Source organism: Streptomyces sp. NPDC093225 (genome assembly GCF_044753805.1).
Lineage (GTDB): Bacteria > Actinomycetota > Actinomycetes > Streptomycetales > Streptomycetaceae > Streptomyces.
Genome location: NZ_JBIVNX010000016.1, coordinates 102543 through 122491, shown reverse-complemented (window position 1 = coordinate 122491; position 19949 = coordinate 102543). Strand labels below are relative to the sequence as shown.

The window sequence follows — 19949 nt, the reverse complement described above, 5'->3', positions numbered from 1 at the left end:
ACCGGAAGCCCGCGCCCGGCCGGAGACCCCCGATGGACCGCGGTGGCCTGGGCCGCCGGCGTCGGTGCGGTGCTCGCCGGGCTGCCGCTCGCCGTCGGGGGCCGGCTCCCCGACCGGCTCGCCACGCACTGGGGCGCCGCAGGACCGGACGGCTCGATGCCGCTGTGGGCGGCGGCGCTCCTCCCGGCGCTGTCGTGGGCCGTCCTCGTCCTGTCCGTCGGGCTCACCGTCCGGCGCGGTGCCCTGCCGGCGCGTGGCGGGCTCGGCGCCGTCCTGCCCGCGGCGGCGGTGTTCCTGACCGGCGTCCAGGCCGCGGTCGTGCGCGCCAACCTGGACCGGGCGGACTGGCGGCAGGCCGGATCCGTGGCCGCCGGGGTCGCGATCGGCGCCGCGTCCGCGGTGCTGGCCGGGGTGCTCGGGTGGGCGGCCGCCCGGCGCGGCGCGGGGCCCGGACCCGCACCGGCGGTCGCGACCGCACCGGGGGACGCAGCCGCACCGGGGGACGTACCCGCCGCCGGACCGGCCGTGGAACTGCCCGACGGGGCCCGCCTGGTCTGGCTCTCGCGCACCTCGAACCGCTGGCTGTCCCTGCTGGGCGTGGTCGCGGGCGTGGTCGCGTTCGCCGCCCTGGCGGCCGCCGCGGCGGGGGCGACGGACGCCGCCTGGGCGGTGGGCGCGCCCTTCGCCGTGGTTGCGCTGGCCGGGGCCGGCTGCTCCTCGGTGACCGCGCGCGTGACCGAGCGGGGGCTGGAGGTGGCCTTCGGACCGCTCGGCCGACCGGTACGCCGCTGGGCCGTCCAGGACGTCGCCGCGGCCCGGGTCGAGACCCGCCGGCCCGTGCAGGTCGGCGGCTGGGGATACCGCCTCAGCGGTCACGGCACCACGGTCATGCTGCGCGCGGGGGAGTGCCTGGTGGTCAGCCCGCGCACGGGCGCGGAGTTCGCCGTCTCCGTCGACGACGCGGCCCGCGGCGCCGCCCTGCTCAACGCCCTGACGGCCCGGCCGCCCGGCTGACCCGGAGGGCCGACCGCGCCGTCTCGGGTCCGCCCTCGCCCCACCCTCGTCTTTGCCTGTGCCTTGGCCTTCGCCTTCGTGGACCACACGTGCGCGGGGAGCCGGTGCCGGATCAGTCCGAGGACAGTCCGGCGGCCGGCTCGGGGTAGTCCTCGACGTCGGTCGGGGACGGGTTCGCCGGGTCGAGGGGGGTTTCCGGCAGGTGGGGCACGCCGATCCAGGCCACCACCGGGCTCGTCGGCGTACGCGAGCCCCCGGTCGGCTCGACCGTGATGCACACGGCGGTGGCCCGGGCCAGCGGGCCGACCAGGCGCAGTTGCCGGTCACCCGAGCCGGCCAGCACGCCCGCCGGCCGGTAGTCGCCGGAGTCGCTGAACCACAGCTCGTACGCCTTGCCCGCGGGCAGCTTCGGAAGCCCGGTCGCGAAGAACGCCGCGGCGTCCCGGTGCCGCGACACCGCCACCGTGGAGCGGCCCGCGGCCACCAGCTCCTTGGTGTTCAGCTGCACGTCCGGAGCCGTGAGCACGTCCGCCACCCCCGACACCTGCTGCTCGGCCCGGCGCACCACCGCGTGCGCGTCCCGCGCCTCGCCGTGCTGCCACAACGCCACCCCGGCCAGCGCCAGTACGGCCGCCACGGCGGCGCCCACGGCCACCGCCACGCGCCGGCGGGTCCGGCGACGGGTGGGGGAGCCCGGCCGCCCCGGCGCCGGCGGGGCGGCACGACCCGTGCCCCGGTGCGGTCGCTCCGCGGCACTGCCGGACGGAGGCGCCCCGGGGGTGGCGGTCGGATGCTCCGCCGCCCCGGCGGTGGAGCGGGCCCCGCCGACCGAACGGGCCCCGCCGACCGGACGGGCCCCGGCGGGCGGCGTACCCGCCCCGGCGCCGTCGGGCGGCGGCTCCGGTGCACCGACGGCGGGCCACCGTTCCTGCGGTACGGTGCCGATCGCGCGCAGCACCCGCCCGCGCAGCGCCGGCGGCGGCTCCGCCTCCAGGCCCGCGCCCAAGCGGGCCGCCACCGCGCCCAGTTCGACCGCTTCCAGGGTGCACTCCGGGCAGGTCGCGAGATGGTCCTCGAACGCCCGCCGCTCGTCCTCGGGCAGCGCGTCGAGCACGTACGCCCCGACCGCGTCGTGCGGCCCGCCGGCGACCATCACGGCCTCCTCAGGCAGTCGCCCAGCAGCCGCAGCCCGGACCGCAGCCGCGCCTTCACCGTGCCCACCGGCTGCGCCAGCGCCGCCGCCACCTCGCGGTGGGTCAGCCCCGCGTAGTACGCCAACACCATGCACTCGCGCTGCGCCCGCGACAGCTCCGCGAGGCAGCGCCCCACCCGCTCGTGCTCCAGGTGCCGCTCGACCTCCTCGACGACCTCGTCGAACGGCCGCTCCCAGTCCCGTACGGCGCTGCGGCGCTCCCGCTCGCCGGCCGCCCGCGCCGACCGCACCCGGTCGACTGCGCGCCGGTGCGCCAGTGTCAGGACCCAGGCCATGGCGCTGCCCCGTTCCGCCCGGAACCGGCCGGCCGTGCGCCACACCTCGACCAGGACGTCCTGGGCCACCTCCTCGGCCTGGGCCACGTCCCTGACCACGGTGCACGCCATCCCCATGACAGGGCGGCTGACCGCCTCGTACAGTCGCGTGAAGGCCTCACGGTCGCCGTCCGCCGTCCGCTCCAGGAGTTCGTCGAGCTCCGACCCCGCTGTTCTGCGGTCCCCCGAGGAGGACCGTTGACGTCCGGCGGACACACTCAGCGCACCTCGTTCCCCTCGTGGACTGCCGGCGACACCGGCCCCCTCCCATGCCAGCACCATTCGCCGGTGGCCGCATCACCGGGGCCGTGTGTGGCCACGGTGATGCGGCCGGAGCCGCGGTCCTCGGGGGTGGACTTCCCGGTCACGTGGCGGACCGGTCGTCCCCAGGGCCGGTCATCCGTTCCAGTCGTCCCCCTGGCCCCAGCGGTCCTTGCAGACCACGTGCCCCTGGACCCAGACCCAGGTCCAGTGGCCGGGGACGTACACCCAGGTCCAGTGGCCCTTGTCGTGGTGCTTCCACTCCCAGTGGCCGTCGTGCCACCTGCCGTCGTCGTCCCGGTGGCCCTGCTTCCAGTCACGGTCCTGGGACCAGTCGCCCCTGACCCACTTCTTCTCCCAGTGGCCCTTGATCCACTTCTTCTGCCAGTGCCCGTGCTTCCACTCGCACCGGTCGGACCTGTCGTGGTCCTTCTGCACCGCCGCGGTCCCCGTGGCCGGAGCGGCCGTGGCCGCACCGATCCCGGCCGCAGTGGCGCCACCGGCGAGCAGACCCGCGGCGGCGACGCTGACCATCAGCCGTCGGACTCCGAGCTTCCCGGTCATGGCCGGCACCTCCTCGTCTTCCTTGGTCTTCTTCCTTCGTCTTGCTTCCGGTCCGCCCCGGGGGAGCGACCCGCGGGGTGTACCAGTGATTCGTAGCCGAGGGGGCCGGCGGACGGCCCCGGCGACGAGAATCTCCCCGGACCGCCCCCTCACTCACCTTTCTGAATAGTCGCATTGTTGAGTATCGTCGGGCGCATGACCGGCACCCCCGCGCACTACCAGCGCTACGTCGCCCTGGGCGACAGTCAGACCGAGGGCCTCGGGGACGGCGACGACAGCACCGGCCTGCGCGGCTGCGCCGATCGCTTCGCTGAGCTCCTCGCCGCCCACGAGCCCGGCCTGCGGTACGCCAACCTCGCCGTGCGCGGCCGCCTGGCCCACCAGGTCCGCGAGGAGCAGTTGGCCCCCGCCCTCGCCCTCCGCCCCGACCTCGTCACGGTCGTCGCCGGGGTCAACGACCTGCTGCGACCCGGCTTCGATCCCGACGCGGTGGCCGGCCACCTGGAGGCGATGTACGCCGCCTTCGCCGCCCAGGGCGCCCGTGTGGTCACCGTGACGTTCCCCGACGTCACCCGCCTGGTCCCGCTCGCCCGGCCGCTCGGCACCCGGGTCGACGCCCTCAACGACTGCATCCGCGCGGCGGCCGGGCGGCACGGCGTCACGCTCGTCGAGATCGGCCGGCACGCGGTGGTCACCGATCCCCGCCTGTGGAGCGTGGACCGGCTGCACGCCAGTCCGCTCGGGCACGAGCGCATCGCGGCCGCCCTCGCCCACGCCCTGGGCCTGCCGGGCAGTGACGACGCATGGACCCGTCCGCTGCCCGCCCCCGCCGTCCCGCGCCCGACCGGCTGGCGGGCCGCGCCGGGCGAGCTCCGCTGGGCGGCCGGCTTCCTCGGCCCGTGGCTGCTGCGCCGCCTGCTCGGCCGCTCGTCCGGTGACGGCCGCACCGCCAAGCGACCCCGGCTGCTGCCCTTGCGCGCCGAAGGGGTCTGAGTTCCGCAGGAGTTGGCGACGGTGGTGGCGGTGGCGGTGGCGGCGGCGGTGGTGGGGCGGCTGCGGGCCGCGCGGCCGACTCAGGCGTACCTGATCGGGCAGCCGTGCCGCAGTGCGTACTCCGCGGCCCGCAGGTAGAGCGCGATGTGGAAGGCCGCGTCGAGGTCCCGGCTCCAGGGGCCCGGCCGCGCCCGGGCCAGTTCCGCGGCCCCGCCGTCCAGGAACCACGCGGTCAGGGCGAGTCGGGTGCCGGCGGAGGGGACCTCGGCGGGCAGTGACACGGCCAGCGCCAGTCGGCGTGCGGCCGCGCGTGCGGCCTCGGCTCCCGCCACCACCGCCTCGTCGGAGAACGAGGACGTGACCGGCAGCCGTAGCGCCTCGGTCAGCGGCAGGGGGACCAGCACCGTCCAGCCGCACACGGCATCGTGCTCCGCCGGCGTCAGGTGCGCGGCACACAGGGCCGTGAACCCGTCCGGGCCCGCGACCAGCTTCTCCTCGAAGCCGGGTTCCGGAGCCGGCGACCGCCGGCGGCCCTGGCCCGTCGGCCGCGGCCACCACGCGCGGCGGCGCCACCGCCCGGCGGGTGGCGGGCCCGATGCTTGCGCGGGTTCGGAGGGGAAGGAGTACGGGGGCAGGCCGCGCCGCGCGAGTTCCGCGTCCAGCGCCGCCGCGAGCGACCGCTGACCCTCGTCGTCCTCGCCCTCGTCGTCCTCGTCCTCGTCCTCGTCGTACTGGCCCTGGCGGTACGGGGCCTGGTCGTACTGGTCCTCGGGCCCGGCCTCGTTCGGCGGGGCGCAGTCGTCGCCGCGCCAGTCCCGTTCGTGGACGCCCACGAGATAGATCCCCATGCCCGGACGGTAGGGGGTGGCGCTGACAGCGGTGGCGCTGACGGCGGTGGCGTCGGCAACGGGCCGCCGGGGTCGGGAGGGGGTCCCGGGCCGCTCAGTCCTCCTCGGCGCGCAGCTGGTCGGCCGCCTCCTGGTACGCCGTCGTCGCCCGGGCGAAGTAGTCGAAGAGCACGCCGAGTTGCTCGGGCGAGTAGTCGCCCAGGATCTGCGCGATCCGCTGCCGGGCCGGGGCCATCACCCGGTCGAGCTCCGCGGGCGCACCCACCGGCTCGACGAGCACCTTGCGCCGGTCGCCGGGCGCGGGCGCCCGGCGCACGTACCCCGCCTGCTCGAGGCGGTCGACCAGACGGGTGGTGGGTCCCGTCGTCAGGCCCGTGCGCGCCCCGAGCTCGCCGGGCGTCATAGCCCCCGAGAGCTCCAGGATGTTCAGCGCGTACAGGTCCGTCGCGCCCAGGTCGCAGGCCCGCGCCCCGGCGTGCCCGTGCAGCATCACGGCGCTCAGGTAGCGCCGGTATACCTCGCTCGCGTCGGAGCGCATCCCTGCCGTTGACATCAGCCGACCCCATCCCTAATCTCTTCCTCAAGGAAGAGAAATCTTCGAAGAAGTAACTTCATGTGCGAAGTTACCATGGGAGGGACTGGCCATGACCACCACCCGTACCGCCACCCGTACGGCCACCTCTGCCTCCGCCGCCGCCGACCACGAGGCCGTCCGCGCCCTGCTGCGGCGCAGCACCGAAGCCTGGGGCCGCGGCGACGGCGATGCCTACGGCGAGCAGTTCACCGCGGACGCCACGGACGTGACCTTCGTCGGCACCGTCTACCACGGGGGAGCCGAGATCGGCCGCGCCCACCAGGTCCTGTTCGACTCGTTCCTCAAGGGCACCCGCCTCACCGTCGAGATCACCGACCTGCGCTTCCTCGGCGCCGACGCAGCCGTGGTCGTCACCCGCGGCGCGGTCCACAAGGGCGCGGAGCCGAAGCGTCTGGACAAGCTGGCCACGTACACGGTCGTGCGCGAGGCGGACGGACAGTGGCGGATCGCCGCCGTGCAGAAGACCGCCCACCGCCGCCTCATGGAGGCCTTCTCCTTCCGTGCCAAGCCCGCGACCCGGCCGGCCGGCCGCTGAGCCGCTCCCCCCGCGCCGCCGGCCGGGCCGGTTCCCCGCGCGATGCCCTGCCCGGGCGCTGGGGTCGGGTCAGAGCCAGAGCCAGAGCCAGATCAGGGCCCGGGCCAGGTGTCAGGGGGTCAGGCGGCGGCACAGGAGTGCGTCGGGGGTACCCCGGCTGCCGACGCGGGTGGTGAAGGCGATCCCGGCCGCGTACTCGTCCGCCCCGCACTGGCCCTTGTAGCTGCCGTACGCCCAGTCGCCCCCGAGGTCCCCGGCCGGCCGGTTGTCGCCGCGGTCGAACCACACCGTCCGTCCGGCCGTGCCCAGGGCCGTCCGGGACGGCGCGCACAGGGCCGCCGAGACGCGCTCCCCGCGCCGGCTGTACCCGATCAGGAACTGGCCCGTCGGGCACTGGAACTTGGTGTACCCCGACGCCCAGTCCCCGCCACCGGGGACGAAGCGCTCGTCGCGCACCACGGTCTGCCCGCCGTCCGCCGCCCGCAAGTCACCGGCCCCGGTGTCGGTGCACAGCCCGCGGCCGCCCGTGTGCCCGAGGCCCGCCAGCCGCAGTCCGTCCGGGCAGGCCGCCTTGCGGGCGCCCGAGTCCCAGTCGCCCTCGGCCCGGGCCCGGAGCGACTGGACGAAGTCGGAGTGGTCGGTGTTCAGCTGCTGCCACACCGGAACGCGGGCCACCTGGCCCGTCCGCTCCGGCCCCGCCAGCAGCCGCTGCCACGCCGCGCCGCGCCAGTCGCCGGCGTCGAGCATCCCCGACCGGGTGCCGGACGGCCCGTACCGCAGCATGGCCCAGCTGTCGTGACCCTCCCAGCCCACCAGTGGCCAGTAGGCGAAGTCCGCGTCGGCGGCGACGAGTTCGTCGGTCATGTTCCCGAACCAGGCGCGCGGCTTCGCGCCCGTCTCGTCCGATCCGATGCCGAACTCGCTCACCCACACGGGCGCGGTGAAGTGCTTGCCGCTCTCCGCGGAGACGAAGAAGGCCTGGTCGTACAGGACCTGGTGCAGCTCCTCGCGGGAAAGGTCCTGGTAGCGCGGGTCGTGGGTCTCGCCGAGGCCGGTCGCGCCGCTGTGGTTCGGGCCGGTGTACCCGTAGAAGTGCGCCGAGTAGACCAGCTTGCCGGAGCGGACGAGGGCGTGGGAGAGCGTGCGGGCGGGGGTGAGGGTGGGCCGGCCGTGGGCGAAGCCGTCCACGGGGATGCCGGTCCAGTTGATGCCCTCGATCACGACGAGCAGCTCGGGGTTGGCCTCGGTCAGGATCCGGTCGCCGGCCTCCTGGGCCGCCGCCTGCCAGTCGTGGTCGTCGCCCAGGCCCCAGTTGGGGTCGTCCCACACGTTGCGGCGCACCTCGTTGTACAGGTCGGCGCCGGCCACCCGCGGCTCCGACCGGTAGCGCCGCGCCATGAACACCCAGTCGTCGGCCCACTGCCGGGTGGACTGCGAGGTGTTCCAGCGCTCGTTGCCGTCGACGCCGCAGCACCAACGGGTCGTGTTGGTGTGGTTGTTGAGGATCACCGCGAAGCCGTCGGCGGCCAGGGCCGCCACCACGGCGTCGTACACCTGCAGCGGAGTCCGGCCCCGCAGCGCCGGGTTGGCGGCCACGGCCGCGTCCGGCACGGGCGCGGTCGCCCGGATCATCTCGTTGGAGAACGGCAGCCGGATGCTGTTGAGGCCCAGCCGGTGGAAGTCCGCCATCAGGGTGGGCAGCGACACGCGGTCCAGGCCCAGCGGAATGCCGTGCGAGTCCTGACCGGCGTGGTGGCTCGCGGGATCCGCGACGTCACCGGATCCGGACCACGAGCCCTGCGCCCCGTCCCAGTTGGCGGCCTTCATGCGGAAGCGGTTGCCGTCGGCGTCGACGACGTACCGGCCGCGGGTCGACAGGGGTGGGCGCCAGGCGGGGGTTGCGGCGGGGGTCGTGGCCGCGGCGACCGTCGTGCTTCTGAGGGAGGTCGCGCCGGCGGGCGTTGTGGTTGCGGAGGGGGCCGAGCCGGCGGGCGGTGCGGCCCCCGCCGCCGTCCCGGCTGCCGCCAGCCACAGTGCCGCGCCCGTCCCCAGTGCCCGCAGGAACTGCCTCACGAATCCGCCCGCCTCTCGCTCGTCCACCTGTCCGACGGCCGTAAATTACTGGTGAGTTGGGTTAGGCGCCAGAGTCGCGCGCCGGAGTCGTGCCGCAGAGTCGTGCGGCACGTGCAGCGGCCGGCCGGTGGCTGGTCCGGTCGTGGCGGGTGGCGGGTGGCGGGTGGCGGGTGGCGGGTGGCGGGTGGCGGGCTGCGGGTGGTCCGGTGGTGGTGGGTGGTGTGGTGGCGGGTTGCGGGGGGTCAGCCCCGTCTGCGCCGTGCCAGTCGGCCGCCCAGTGCCTGTGCCGCACCTGCGGCGATCGGGAGCAGGGCCGCGCTCAGGACCGGTGACGCCGGTGGCAGCCCGGCCCGGCGCAGGCGGTTCAGCGCCCAGACGCTGTACGGGATCACCACCGTGGGGGAGGTGGCCACGCCGGGGGTGTAGCCGCGGTAGGCGGCGGACTGGGCCATGTGGACGGCGCCGTGCAGCCCGAAGCCGGTCAGCACGGTACGGAAGAACGGGCTGCGGCCGCCGGTGCGGGCACCGTCCGCGGCGGCGGCCGCGATCAGCCCGGCCATGACACCCACGGCGGCGTTGACCTGCGGCTGGGTGAGCTCCATGCGCGCCCAGACCCGCTCCGGAACGCGCGGGAACCGGGCGCGCAGGCGCGGGCCGGCGGCGCGCGACCACGGGGCCATGGTGAGCAGTTCCTCGATGTCGTTGGCCGCCCAGGCGGCGAACAGGCCCCAGTAGACGGCTGGGGGTATGGGGTCGGGGGTGGTGGGGGCGGGTAAGGCAGCGCGCTTTGTGATCTTCATGGGGGTGATCGTCGCACGGTTCGGTGTGCGTACGGGGGTCCCCTCGGTGTGGGGGAGTTCACCGGTGTCGGGGTGGGAGCTGCGAGCACCTGGTTCCGGTGTTGCGGGACCGAGGGGCGCCCGGTCGTGGAAAAGCACGTGCGCGCGTCCCCGTCGGCTCACTACATTCGCTGTGCGCGCCGCCCGCAGGGCGAAGTCGCGTGTCCGTGGATCAGTCTGACGCCGTGTGAAGAGAGGGGAGCCGGGCCATGTGCCGTTGCCGCACCGCCGCGTTCGCTCCCCGGCCCCGGTACGACGTGATCCCGGTGTCCTCCGCCGCGCGGTAACGGCTGCGCGGCCGTCACCGTGTCCCCGTGACGCACCTTCGTGTCCCTGCGTGTCCTGCCTTGCTGCGGGGCCGCCCACCCGCCGTACCCGTGTCCCTGCCGGGTGCTCGTGGCGGGTGTTCACCACCGGGCCGTGGCCCGTCCGGGAATCGCGCTGCCCTGATCACTCTTCGTACGAAAGGCCATGGGCCATGCGCGCCATCGGCACCACCGACCTCCACACCGTCCGCAACCTCGGCATCCTCGCCCACGTCGACGCGGGCAAGACCACCCTCACCGAGCGGATCCTGTTCGCCACCGGCGCCGTCCACAAGCGCGGCGAGGTCCACGAGGGCACCACCGTCACCGACTTCGACGCGCAGGAGCGCGACCGCGGCATCACCATCTTCGCCGCGGCCGTCAGCTGCGACTGGGCCGGGCACCGGGTGAACCTCATCGACACCCCCGGCCACGTCGACTTCTCCGACGAGGTCGAGCGGTCCCTGCGGGTGTTGGACGGGGCCGTCGCCGTCTTCGACGGCGTCGCCGGGGTCGAGCCGCAGAGCGAGTCGGTGTGGCGGCAGGCGGACCGGTACGGGGTGCCGCGCCTGGCGTTCGTCAACAAGCTGGACCGGGCCGGCGCCGACCTCGACGCGGCCGTGGCCTCCATCCGGGACCGGCTGGGCGCCGTACCGCTGGTCGTCCAGCTGCCCATCGGCAGCGAGGACGCCTTCACCGGCGTCGTCGACCTCCTGCGGCTGCGCGCCCTGCGCTGGGACGCGACGGGCGGCGCGTACGACACCGGACCGGTCCCCGACGAACTGCTCGCGGAGGCCCACCGGCGCCGCGCGCAACTGGAGGAGACCGTGGCGGGCCTGCACCCGGGTGCACTGGAGGAGTACTGCGCCACCTCGGCGCTGACCGAGGGGACGCTGGTCCGGGCGTTGCGCGAGCTGACCCTCGCGCGGGAGGCCGTGGTGGTGCTGTGCGGTTCGGCGTACCGGAACCGCGGCGTCGAGCCGCTGCTCGACGCCGTGCTCGCCTACCTGCCCTCGCCCGCGGACGTCCCGCCGGTTCGTGGAACGACGGTCGGCGCCGCGGTGCCGTCAGGGAGCGAGGAGCGGCCCGCCGATCCGGCGGCGCCGTTCACCGCGCTCGCGTTCAAGGTGACCACGACGAGCACCGGCCGGCTGACGTTCCTGCGGGTGTACGCGGGGACCGTCCGCAAGGGCGACCAGGTGCTGGACCCCGGCACCGGGCGCACCGAGCGGATCGCCCGCATCCTGCGCGTCCAGGCGGACCGGCACTCCGAGGCGGAGCGGGCGGTGGCCGGCGACATCGTCGCCGTGATCGGCCCCAAGGCCGCCCGGCCGGGCAGCACGCTGTGCGCCCCCGGCGCACCGGTCGTCCTGGAGGCTCCGGTCACGGCCGAGCCGATGGTCTCGGTCGCGGTGGAGGCGCGGCGCAGCACCGACACCGGCAGGCTGGCCGGGGCGCTGGCCAGGCTGGCGGAGGAGGACCCGTCGCTGGCCGTGCGCACCGACCCCGAGACGGGGCAGACGGTGCTCTCGGGCCTGGGTGAACTGCACCTGGAGGTGGCGGTGGAGAAGATCCGCCGCGAGCACGGGGTGGAGGTGTCCGTGGGCCGCCCGCAGGTCTCCTACCGGGAGGCCGTGGCGCGCGGGGTGCGCGGGCACGTCCACCGGCACGTCAAACAGGACGGCGGCGCCGGCCAGTTCGCGCATGTCGTGATCGACGTCGAACCGCTGGAGGGAGGTTTCGCGTTCGCGTCCACGGTCGTGGGCGGCAGGGTGCCGCAGGAGTACGCGCGGGCCGTCGAGGCCGGCTGCCGCGACGCCTTGGCCGAGGGGCCTCTGGGTGGTCATCCCGTGACCGGGCTGCGGGTGGTGCTCACCGACGGTGCCACGCACTCGAAGGACTCCTCGGAGCTCGCCTTCCGGGCCGCCGGCCGGTTCGCGCTGCGCGAGGCGTTGCGGGCCTGCGAGCTGCGGCTCCTGGAGCCGGTGGCCGAGGTCACCGTCACCGCTCCGGACGACTGCGTCGGCGGGGTGCTCGGCGACCTCGGGGCGAGGCGCGGCCGGGTCACCGGCTCCACCGCCGGAGCCGACGGCGGCCTCGGCGGCGGGGGCACGGCACAGGTCACGGCGACCGTGCCGCTGGCCGAGCTGTTCGGGTACGCGTCCGCCCTGCGCGGCCGCACCCGGGGCCGGGCCACCTTCACGGCCCGCCCGGCCGGCCGCCAGCCCGTTCCGGCCCCGGTGGCCGCGCAGGTGCTCGGCGGGTAGTCCCATCCGGTCCGGTCCTGTCCCATACGGTCCCGTCCCGGCCCGCCCGGGTCCGGACCCGGGCCCGGACCCCGGGGTCCACTCGCTGGCCCCGGGGTCCGGGCCCCGCCCCCGCCCCCGCCCCCGGGGTCGGGGGCGGGGGCGGCCAGGGCTTACCCGTCCCTCGGGTCCGGCCCCGCCCCTCAACCCCGCCCGTGCCGATGGAGGGCCGGTGTGCGTCCGTCCCGCCCCTCAACCCCGTGTGGTGTGTGGGGGAGGCGCTTGAGCCGGTAGGGCAGGCTGGTCCGGAGGCAGGCCCGGGCCTGGGGTGGCCGAAGGCCAGGGCCGAAGGCCCAGGGGTGGGCCTGCCGCAGGGCCTGCAGGCCGTACCGGGTCAAGCGCCGGGGGACCCACACACCACAGGGTGGGAGCCCTCACTCACGTGGAGTGCCTCCCCTCACTCCCGCACCCCCTCACTCCTCACCCGACGCCTCCCCCGCCCGGTGAACCCCCTCCAGCAGCGCCAGTCCCTCCTCCGACAACCGCAGCGCGCCCGCTGCCACGTTGGCCTCGAGGTGGGCGGGGTTGCCGGTGCCGGGGATGGCCAGCACGTGCGGCCCCCGGTGCAGGGTCCAGGCCAGCCGGACCTGTGCCGGGCTCGCCCCGTGCGCCTCGGCCACCGCCAGCACCTCCGGGCTCTCCTCGCCGGTCGTGCCCCCCTCCTTGCCCGCCGCGGCGATCGAAAAGAAGGGCACGAAGGCGATGCCCTGCTCGCCGCAGTGGCGTACGAAGGCGTCCTGGTCGGGGCGGACCCCGATGCCGTACATGTTCTGCACGCACACCACCGGCGCGATCTCCCGCGCCTCGGCGAGCTGCTCGGGGGTGACGTTGGACAGGCCCAGGTGCCGGATCAGCCCCGCCTCCCGCAACTCCGCCAGTACGCCGAACCGCTCGGCGACCGGAGCGGTGCCGAGCACGCGCAGGTTCACCAGGTCGAGGTGGTCGCGGCCGAGCTGGCGCAGGTTCTCCTCGACCTGGCCGCGCAGTTGCCCCGGCCCTGCGTGGTCGAGCCACTCGCCGGAGGGGTCGCGGCCGGGACCCACCTTGGTCGCGATCACGATGTCGTCGCGGTACGGCGACAGGGCCCGGTTGATCAGCTCGTTGGCCGAGCGCAGGGCCGAGAAGTAGAAGGCCGCCGTGTCGATGTGGTTCACCCCGAGTTCGACGGACCGGCGCAGCACGCCGACCGCCCGGTCCCGGTCACCCGGGACCGCGCCCGGCTCGAAGGCCCTGCCGAGTTGGGGCAGGCGCATGGCGCCGAAGCCGATCCGGTTGACCGTCAGGTCGCCGAGGGTCCAGCTGCCCGCGGCCGCCGCGGAGAGGTCGTCAGAAGTCATCCGGTGATCATCTCATCGGCCGCGCACGTCCCGGTCCGCCAGCTCCGCCACTCGTTGGGGTGGACCGCCGGGCGGGTGGCGTCCCCGGGGCACCGGCACCCGGGAGCATGGCGTGCGCTCACCAGCCCGTGCGGGACTTCGGAAGGGACGGACCCGACGTGTCCGAGACAAAGATCAGCATCGACAACACCCTCTGCATCGGCAGCGGCATGTGTGCGCTGACCGCGCCCCGGGTCTTCGGCTCGGACGACGACGGCTTCGGGGAGCTGGCCCCCGACTGGCAGAGCGGCGCCGGGGACCCGATGGTCAAGGAAGCGGTGCGCGCCTGCCCCGTCCAGGCGATCCGGGTCGACGCGGGCTGACGGGACGCCGGGACGCCGGGAGGGGATCCGGCGGGGCCCGACCCTCAGCGTCCCTTGCGCAGGAAGCGGCGCAGCTTCGTCAACGGCCAGGTGTTGACGACGTCGTCGGGCGTCAGCCAGCCCCGCTGGGCCGTCCCCACGCCGTAGCGCAGGTACGCGAGGTGCGTGGTGGCGTGCGCGTCGGAGTCGATCGCGAACTTCACCCCGTACTCGCGGGCCCGCAGGATGTCCTCGTCGCACAGGTCCAGCCGCTCCGGGTGCGCGTTGACCTCGAGTGCCGTCCCGGTCCGCGCGGCCGCCTCGAACACCGCGTCGAGGTCGGCGTCGACGGGCGGCCGGCTGCCGATGCGCCGCGTCGTGGGGTGGCCGATGACGTTGACGTACGGGTTCTCACAGGCCCGGACTAGACGGTGGGTCAGATCCGTGCGGCTCTGCGTGAAATGGGAGTGCACCGACGCCACGCACAGGTCGAAGCCGGCCAGGAAGTCGTCCGGCCAGTCCAGTGAGCCGTCCGGGCCGATGTTCAGCTCCGTGCCGTGCAACAGCCGCATCCCGTGGTGCTTCCGGTCCAGCGCCCGCACCTGCTCGCGCTGGGCCAGCATCTTCTCGTCGGTCATGCGCTGCATGGCGAGGTTCGGGGCGTGGTCGGTGACCGCGTAGTACGCGTACCCGCGGTCGGCCGCGGCCGCGACCATGTCCTCGAGCGGGGCGAGCCCGTCGGTCAGGTCGGTGTGGGTGTGCAGGTCGCCCCGGACGTCCTCCTCGGTGACGAGCTCCGGCAGCTCGCCGCGCAGCCCGGCCGCGACCTCGCCCCGGTCCTCGCGCAGCGTCGGCGGGATCCAGGGCAGGCCGAGCCGGGCGTACACCTCCTCCTCGGTCTCCGACGCGAGGACGTCGCCGCTCTCCGCGTCGAAGATCCCGTACTCGGAGAGCTTGAGGCCGTTGCGGACCGCCAGTTCCCGGGTGCGGATGTTGTGCGCCTTGGAGCCGGTGAAGTACTGCAGGCCCGCGCCGAACGAGCCCGGCGGCAGCACCCGCAGGTCGACCTGGAGGCCCGACTCCGTCCTGACGGACGTCTTCTTGTCGCCGTGCGCGATGACCTCGGCGGTCCCGGGCAGCCGGGTGAGTGCCGTCATGAAGCGTGCCGGGCGCTCCGCGGCCACCAGGACGTCCACGTCCCCGATGGTGTCCCGCATGCGGCGCAACGAGCCGGCGTACGCCGAGTCCCGGCAGCCGGGCAGCTGCGAGAGCTCCGCCAGGATCCGCTCGGCCACGTCCGTGGCGGTGCTGAGCAGGATGCGGTCGCCGGACTGCTCCAGGAGGGCGATGCCGTGCAGGATGTTCTCCTCCGTCCGCTCCCCGAAGCCCTTGAGGTCGCGCAGCTTCTCGGCGTCGATCGCGTCCCGGAGCTGCTGCACGGAGGAGATGCCGAGCTCGTCGTGGAGGACCAGCGCCTTGCGCGGCCCCAGCCCCGGGATCCTGGTCAGCTCGCGCACGCCGGCCGGGATCGCCGCGCGGGCCTCGTCGAGGGCCGGCAGTCGGCCGGTGCCGAGGTAGGCGAGGACCTTCTCGGCGATCGACTTCCCGACGTTCGGGATCTCCTGCAGGCCCTTGGCGTCGAGCCGGGCGACGTCCGCCGGGTACCCGCCGATGGCGCGCGCGGCCTTCTCGTACGAGCGCACCCGGAAGGCGTCCCCGCCACTGATCGCGACGAGGTCGGCGTACTCCTGGAGCACGGCCGCCACGTCGTCGTTGGCCCGGGCCATACCTCCAGGGTGCGCCCGCGGGGAGCGGGGTGCGTTTCGTGGGCGTCGCGGTGGCCGTGGCGGTCGTGGCGCGTGCCGGGGGCGAGGCCGGGGCGGGGGGCGCGGGCCGGGGCGCGGGGCGGCCGGGGGGTGCGCCCCCGGTGCCGCCGCCGGTCGGGGTCCCGGCGTGCCCCGGGCGGCGCCCCCTCGTTGGCCCGTACGGGGACTCGGGAGCCGGGATCCAGGGCCCGGTTCCCGGGTCCGGGGCAGGGACGGACCGAAGGCGCCGTGGCGCTGCGCCCGCGCACCACGGCCTGCCGCCGGCCCGGCACGACCGGCCGGGCAGCCCTACCCCCTGGTAGGTGTGCGCGGGGTGTCAGGCGTGGTCGTACCAGGAGAAGGCGGCGATGCGCCAGCCGTCGGGGGTGCGGACGAACTGGAAGGTCTTCGAGCCCGAGCCCTCGTACGGTTCGCCGTCCAGCAGCCCGGACTTGCGGTACTCGCCGAAGCGGGAGGCGATGTCGCCCGCGATCTCGGTCCGCTCGGAGGTCTCCCACTCCGAGAACTCGACCAGTCGGCCCTCGCCCAGCAGCCGCTCGCGCGGCTCGATGAACTCCTCCACGCCGTACACCCGGTACGACGGGCCGGTCACGACGATCACGCCGCCCGGGACCATCAGCTCGCGGATCCGCGCCACCTCGGCGGCCCGGCCGCCGCGGTTGTCGAAGGCACCGAAGAACTCGGCGGTCAGCGCGTCTATTTCGGCCTTGGGCGACATGGCGCGACAGTAACACGGGCCTCTCGAAGGGCCGGGCGTCCGGACGTCCGGGGCGGTCGACGGGGGACGGACCGGGCCCCGGTCGGCCCGTCCGGCGTACCCGAACCGCGTCCGGTGTGTCCACCAGGGGAGACGGTGGGGCCGGCGTGCATGACGGGGCGGGAAGGAGGGCATGGGAACGCCCGTTCGTCCATAGGGATCAGGACATGGCGTCCGGATCGATCCGCTTCCCGCCGTACGGAGCACCGCATGACCGACACCGCACCGGCCCAGGAGCCGTCCCCGGCTCAGGACCCTTCGCCGGCCCAGGATGCGTCGCCGTCGCCGTCGCCCACGCCCACGGACCCGGGCCGGTCCGCGGACCCGGTCGGAGGTGGCGGTGGCGCCGGTGCGGCTGCGGGGGTGGCTCCGGTGCGGGCCTGGGCGGCGGTCGTCGCGGTCTCGCTCGGCATCTTCTCCCTCATGACCTCCGAGCTGCTCCCGGTCGGCCTGCTGACCCCCGTCGCGGCCGGGCTCGGCGTCTCCGACGGCACGGCCGGACTGATGGTCACCGCGCCGGGCCTGGTGGCCGCCGCCTGTGCGCCGCTGGTGACGGTCGGCACCGGCCGGCTCGACCGCCGACGGGTGCTGTGTGCGCTGATCGCCCTGGTCACCGTGGCCAACGCCACCGCCGCCCTCGCCCCGAACTTCCCGGTGCTGCTGGGCGCCCGGCTGCTGGTCGGCGTCGGCATCGGCGGCTTCTGGGCCATAGCCGGCGGCCTGGCCCTCCGCCTGGTGCCCGCCCACCGGGCCACCCGGGCCACGTCCGTGATCGTCGCCGGTGTCTCCACGGCCTCCGTCCTCGGCGTGCCGGCGGGCACCCTGGTCGGCGAGGTCGACCCCGCGTGGGGCTGGCGGGCCGCCTTCGCCTCGGTGGCCGGGCTCGGCCTGCTCGCCTTCGCGGGGCTGGCCCTGCTCCTGTCGCCGTTGCCGCCCCGCGAGCCCGTCCGCCCGGCGGCCCTGGTGGCCGCGGTCCGCGCGCACGCGGCCGTACGGACGGGCCTCGTCGTGACCCTGCTGGTGGTGACCGGGCAGTTCGCCGCCTACACGTTCGTGCGGCCCGTCCTCCAGGACGTGTCCGGGGTGGCGCCCGGGCTGGTCGGCACCCTGCTGCTCGGCTACGGCGCCGCGGGCGTCGTCGGCAACTTCCTCGCCGGTGCGCGCGGACCCCGCCCCGCCCTGCTGGCGGTGGGCCTGGCCCTGCCGGTGGTGCTCGCCCTGATCGCCGTACTGCGCTCGCCGGTCGCGGGCGGGGTGCTGCTCGTGGGCTGGGGACTGGTGTACGGCGGCGTGTCGGTGAGCGTGCAGAACTGGATGAACCGCGCCGCGCCGCAGGCCGCGGAGGCGGCGTCCTCGCTGATGGTCGCCGTGTTCAACCTCGCCATCGCCCTCGGCGCGGTGGCCGGCGGCCTGACGGTCGACCACCTCGCCACCCGGGCCGCGCCGCTGACCGGCGCGGTCCTGGTCCTGTGTGCGGCGGTCGTCCTCCTGGCCGCCCGCCGCCCGGCCGGACCGCCCCCGGGCGCAGGGGTGAAGCGGCGCGGGGGTGGTACGGCGGGCGGGTGACGGCGGACGCGTGCGGACGACTGCGGACGACTGCGGACGCGTGCGGCTGAGGGCGGCTGGCGGCGCCGCGGCCGTGGTGCGGGTGGCCGGGTGCGTGGCCGTCGTCAGGGAGTGGGGAGGTCCTTGACGAAGACGATGGCGTCGGTCCGGTCGGTGGTGGCGGGGTCGAGCGAGAAGTACGTGTGGTCGGCCGGGGTGCGGGGAGCCGGCCGCTCGTCGAGGGCCGCGGCGAGGAGTGCGGGATCGACGACGGCGCGGGCGTGGGGGAGGGCCGACAGGAGTCCCTCCAGCGTGTCGGGCGGGGGCACGTCGGCGCCTCGGGTGCCGAAGGTGGCGGCGGCGAAGGCGTACCCCTCCTCGAGGCGGGTCGCCATGATCGCCCCGGCGCTCCACCACCGGAGCGGCCGGCCCGCGAACCGGATCTCGCTCCGCTCGCGTTGGAGGTGGCGGTTGTGGGCGAAGGCGAGGGTCGGACCGCGCGGGGACTCGCGGCGCACGATCGCGTCGAGGTGGTCGGCCATGATCGCGTCGCGCAGGGCCATGACGCCCTCGAGGCGGGTGGGCGAGGTGTCGGCCAGGGCGTCGTGGTAGCGCAGGAGGCCGGTGGCGGTCCGGGCATGGAGCCCGGCGAGCCAGCGGGCGTCCGGGGAGGCGACGGCCGCCAGACGGGGGGCCTGCGAGGTCAGTAGGGCGGTCAGGTCGTCCGCGACCAGGCGCAGTTCCCTGGCTTCCGGGGTGCGGCCGACCGACCGGGAGGCGTCCATGAGGGCGGCCGGGTCGGTCCAGCGGGCGTCGGGTCCGAGCAGCTCGTCGAGGGCGCCGGAGGAGAGGGGGAGGGGGAGCTCGACGTGGGCGGAGAGGTGGTCGTGCAGCGCGGTCAGGGACTGGCGGGGCGAGGCGGCACCGGTCATCTCCAGCGGACCGTCGATGCCGTAGAAGCGGAGCCGCTCGGACGCGGGGCGGTCCCTGTTGTAGGAGCGCATCCAGGAGAGGAGCGCGCGGTTGGCGGCCGAGGCGCCGAAGCCGGGGCTGAAGCCGCGTTCCATCGCCTCGTCGAGGGAGCCGGTGCCCTCGGCCACGTACGCGTCGGCGACGAGGGCGGCCAGGCAGTCGCTCTCGATGGCGACGGAGCGGTAGCCCTCGTGTTCCACGAGGTGGCGGAAGAGCTCGTTGCGCAGGTCGAGGAAGGCGTCGACGCCGTGGGTGGGCTCGCCGAGGGCGAGCAGGCGGGTGGCCGGGGACAGGAGCGCGGTGAGGGCGCCGCCGGAGAAGGGGCGGGCGGCGGCCGGGATGGAGACCGTCATGGCCTCAACCGTATCGTTGAACCAGCGGTGTAAACTTTTCCGCGCTTTCTGCTGGATCCACGGCTGTTCTCGGGGGGCTGAGTCTCAAAATGAGGTTGCGACCCATCGACCTCGCGCGCGAACACGGCCTGTCGACGCAGGCGGTGCGCAACTACGAAGCGGACGGGATCCTGCCGCCGGCCGATCGCTCGCCGAGCGGCTACCGCGTCTACGCCCCGCGCCACGCGGCGGCGCTGCGCGCCTTCCTGGCGCTCGTCCCCGGGCACGGGCACGCGACGGCGGGGGCCGTCCTGCGGGCCGTCCACCACGACGACCCCGAAGCGGCGCTGCGGCTGCTCGACGAGAGCCATGCGCAACTGGCCGCCGATCGCGCCACGTTGGACGCGGTGGCGGCGGCGCTCGAGGACCTGGTGCCGCCGGCCGCGGCGGCCGCCCGCCCGGGGCCGGTAGCGGACGGGGCGGGGGCGTCACCGGCCCGCCCGGGAGCGGCACCGCCGACGGGAGGATCGGCGCCGGCGGAGGCGACGTTCATCGGGCCGCTCGCGCACGGGCTCGGCCTCCGGCCGGCGACCTTGCGCAAGTGGGAGCGGGCGGGGCTGGTCGTGCCCGGCCGTGACCCGGGCACCGGCTACCGCGTCTACACGGCCGCCGACGTGCGCGACGTACGGCTGGCCCACCAACTACGCCGGGGCGGGCACGGGTTGGAGCACGTCGCGCGGGTGCTCGAGCAGGTACGGGCGGCCGGCGGGCCGGAGCCGCTGCGCGCGACGCTCGGCGAGTGGCGGGCCCGCCTGACGGCACGCGGCGTGGCGATGCTGTCCGGGGCCGCCGCCCTGCACGTGTACCTGACCGCGTCGGATTCCGCGATGCCGTAGCGCTCCGGGAGGGTTGTTCTGCGGGCTGCGGGCTGCGGGCTGCGGGCTGCGGGCTGCGGGCTGCGGGCTGCGGGGCGGGCTAC

At 75.5% G+C, this 19949-nt stretch carries 18 protein-coding genes; 7 read left to right on the top strand and 11 right to left on the bottom strand.

What is annotated here, in order from left to right; genetic code table 11:
* Window positions 1-42: 42 nt before the first annotated feature.
* On the top strand, window positions 43-1014 hold the full coding sequence (locus tag ACIQCH_RS17300; RefSeq protein ID WP_402581622.1) for a DUF1648 domain-containing protein: 972 nt from the start codon (window positions 43-45) through the stop codon (window positions 1012-1014).
* A 112-nt stretch (window positions 1015-1126) separates the two neighbouring features.
* On the opposite strand, the gene ACIQCH_RS17295 is transcribed toward ACIQCH_RS17300, so the two are convergent.
* The 3 genes from ACIQCH_RS17295 to ACIQCH_RS17285 form a co-directional block, all read right to left on the bottom strand.
* Complete coding sequence (locus ACIQCH_RS17295) at window positions 1127-2167, bottom strand: anti-sigma factor domain-containing protein (RefSeq protein ID WP_402581620.1); 1041 nt, start codon at window positions 2165-2167, stop codon at window positions 1127-1129.
* Window positions 2167-2757, bottom strand: coding sequence for an ECF RNA polymerase sigma factor SigK (gene sigK / locus ACIQCH_RS17290; RefSeq protein ID WP_402581618.1), 591 nt, complete (start codon window positions 2755-2757; stop codon window positions 2167-2169). The genes ACIQCH_RS17295 and sigK overlap by 1 nt, the downstream gene beginning before the upstream one ends.
* A 180-nt stretch (window positions 2758-2937) precedes the next feature.
* Window positions 2938-3366 carry a hypothetical protein gene (locus tag ACIQCH_RS17285; RefSeq protein ID WP_402581616.1) on the bottom strand — a complete coding sequence of 143 codons (429 nt, stop codon included), beginning with the start codon at window positions 3364-3366 and terminating at the stop codon, window positions 2938-2940.
* A 195-nt stretch (window positions 3367-3561) separates the two neighbouring features.
* Here ACIQCH_RS17285 and ACIQCH_RS17280 point away from each other — a divergent pair, with 195 nt between their 5' ends.
* Complete coding sequence (locus ACIQCH_RS17280) at window positions 3562-4359, top strand: SGNH/GDSL hydrolase family protein (protein ID WP_402581614.1); 798 nt, start codon at window positions 3562-3564, stop codon at window positions 4357-4359.
* Between the two features lie 80 nt (window positions 4360-4439).
* Here the strand turns inward: ACIQCH_RS17280 and ACIQCH_RS17275 are convergent, their stop codons facing one another.
* Together ACIQCH_RS17275 and ACIQCH_RS17270 are read right to left on the bottom strand one after the other, a co-directional pair.
* Window positions 4440-5207 carry a hypothetical protein gene (locus tag ACIQCH_RS17275; protein WP_402581612.1) on the bottom strand — a complete coding sequence of 256 codons (768 nt, stop codon included), beginning with the start codon at window positions 5205-5207 and terminating at the stop codon, window positions 4440-4442.
* Between the two features lie 94 nt (window positions 5208-5301).
* On the bottom strand, window positions 5302-5760 hold the full coding sequence (locus ACIQCH_RS17270; protein ID WP_402581610.1) for a MarR family winged helix-turn-helix transcriptional regulator: 459 nt from the start codon (window positions 5758-5760) through the stop codon (window positions 5302-5304).
* Window positions 5761-5851: 91 nt separating this feature from the next.
* On the opposite strand from ACIQCH_RS17270, the gene ACIQCH_RS17265 reads away from it, so the two are divergent.
* A complete protein-coding gene (locus ACIQCH_RS17265) occupies window positions 5852-6337 on the top strand; it encodes an SgcJ/EcaC family oxidoreductase (RefSeq protein ID WP_402581608.1) in 486 nt (161 codons plus the stop codon).
* A gap of 111 nt (window positions 6338-6448) precedes the next feature.
* Here ACIQCH_RS17265 and ACIQCH_RS17260 read toward each other — a convergent pair whose 3' ends face one another.
* The gene (locus tag ACIQCH_RS17260; RefSeq protein WP_402581696.1) at window positions 6449-8371 is read right to left on the bottom strand and encodes a glycoside hydrolase family 5 protein; all 1923 of its coding nucleotides are present in this window, start codon (window positions 8369-8371) and stop codon (window positions 6449-6451) included.
* A 281-nt stretch (window positions 8372-8652) separates the two neighbouring features.
* Window positions 8653-9210: an HXXEE domain-containing protein gene (locus ACIQCH_RS17255; RefSeq protein ID WP_402581606.1), complete on the bottom strand. Its 558-nt coding sequence runs from the start codon at window positions 9208-9210 to the stop codon at window positions 8653-8655.
* Between the two features lie 517 nt (window positions 9211-9727).
* On the opposite strand from ACIQCH_RS17255, the gene fusA reads away from it, so the two are divergent.
* The gene (gene fusA / locus ACIQCH_RS17250; RefSeq protein WP_402581605.1) at window positions 9728-11821 is read left to right on the top strand and encodes an elongation factor G; all 2094 of its coding nucleotides are present in this window, start codon (window positions 9728-9730) and stop codon (window positions 11819-11821) included.
* A 452-nt stretch (window positions 11822-12273) separates the two neighbouring features.
* Here fusA and ACIQCH_RS17245 read toward each other — a convergent pair whose 3' ends face one another.
* The gene (locus ACIQCH_RS17245; RefSeq protein WP_402581603.1) at window positions 12274-13197 is read right to left on the bottom strand and encodes an oxidoreductase; all 924 of its coding nucleotides are present in this window, start codon (window positions 13195-13197) and stop codon (window positions 12274-12276) included.
* 158 nt (window positions 13198-13355) lie between these two features.
* Between ACIQCH_RS17245 and ACIQCH_RS17240 the strand changes: the two genes are divergently transcribed.
* Window positions 13356-13559 carry a ferredoxin gene (locus tag ACIQCH_RS17240; RefSeq protein WP_402581601.1) on the top strand — a complete coding sequence of 68 codons (204 nt, stop codon included), beginning with the start codon at window positions 13356-13358 and terminating at the stop codon, window positions 13557-13559.
* Window positions 13560-13603: 44 nt separating this feature from the next.
* Here the strand turns inward: ACIQCH_RS17240 and polX are convergent, their stop codons facing one another.
* A complete protein-coding gene (gene polX / locus ACIQCH_RS17235) occupies window positions 13604-15325 on the bottom strand; it encodes a DNA polymerase/3'-5' exonuclease PolX (RefSeq protein ID WP_402581599.1) in 1722 nt (573 codons plus the stop codon).
* A gap of 355 nt (window positions 15326-15680) precedes the next feature.
* Window positions 15681-16082, bottom strand: coding sequence for a DUF4440 domain-containing protein (locus tag ACIQCH_RS17230; RefSeq protein WP_402581597.1), 402 nt, complete (start codon window positions 16080-16082; stop codon window positions 15681-15683).
* Window positions 16083-16331: 249 nt separating this feature from the next.
* On the opposite strand from ACIQCH_RS17230, the gene ACIQCH_RS17225 reads away from it, so the two are divergent.
* Complete coding sequence (locus ACIQCH_RS17225) at window positions 16332-17687, top strand: MFS transporter (protein ID WP_402581596.1); 1356 nt, start codon at window positions 16332-16334, stop codon at window positions 17685-17687.
* A 104-nt stretch (window positions 17688-17791) separates the two neighbouring features.
* Here ACIQCH_RS17225 and ACIQCH_RS17220 read toward each other — a convergent pair whose 3' ends face one another.
* Window positions 17792-18991, bottom strand: coding sequence for an erythromycin esterase family protein (locus tag ACIQCH_RS17220; RefSeq protein WP_402581594.1), 1200 nt, complete (start codon window positions 18989-18991; stop codon window positions 17792-17794).
* Between the two features lie 89 nt (window positions 18992-19080).
* Between ACIQCH_RS17220 and ACIQCH_RS17215 the strand changes: the two genes are divergently transcribed.
* On the top strand, window positions 19081-19866 hold the full coding sequence (locus tag ACIQCH_RS17215) for a TioE family transcriptional regulator (RefSeq protein ID WP_402581592.1): 786 nt from the start codon (window positions 19081-19083) through the stop codon (window positions 19864-19866).
* Window positions 19867-19949: the final 83 nt, after the last annotated feature.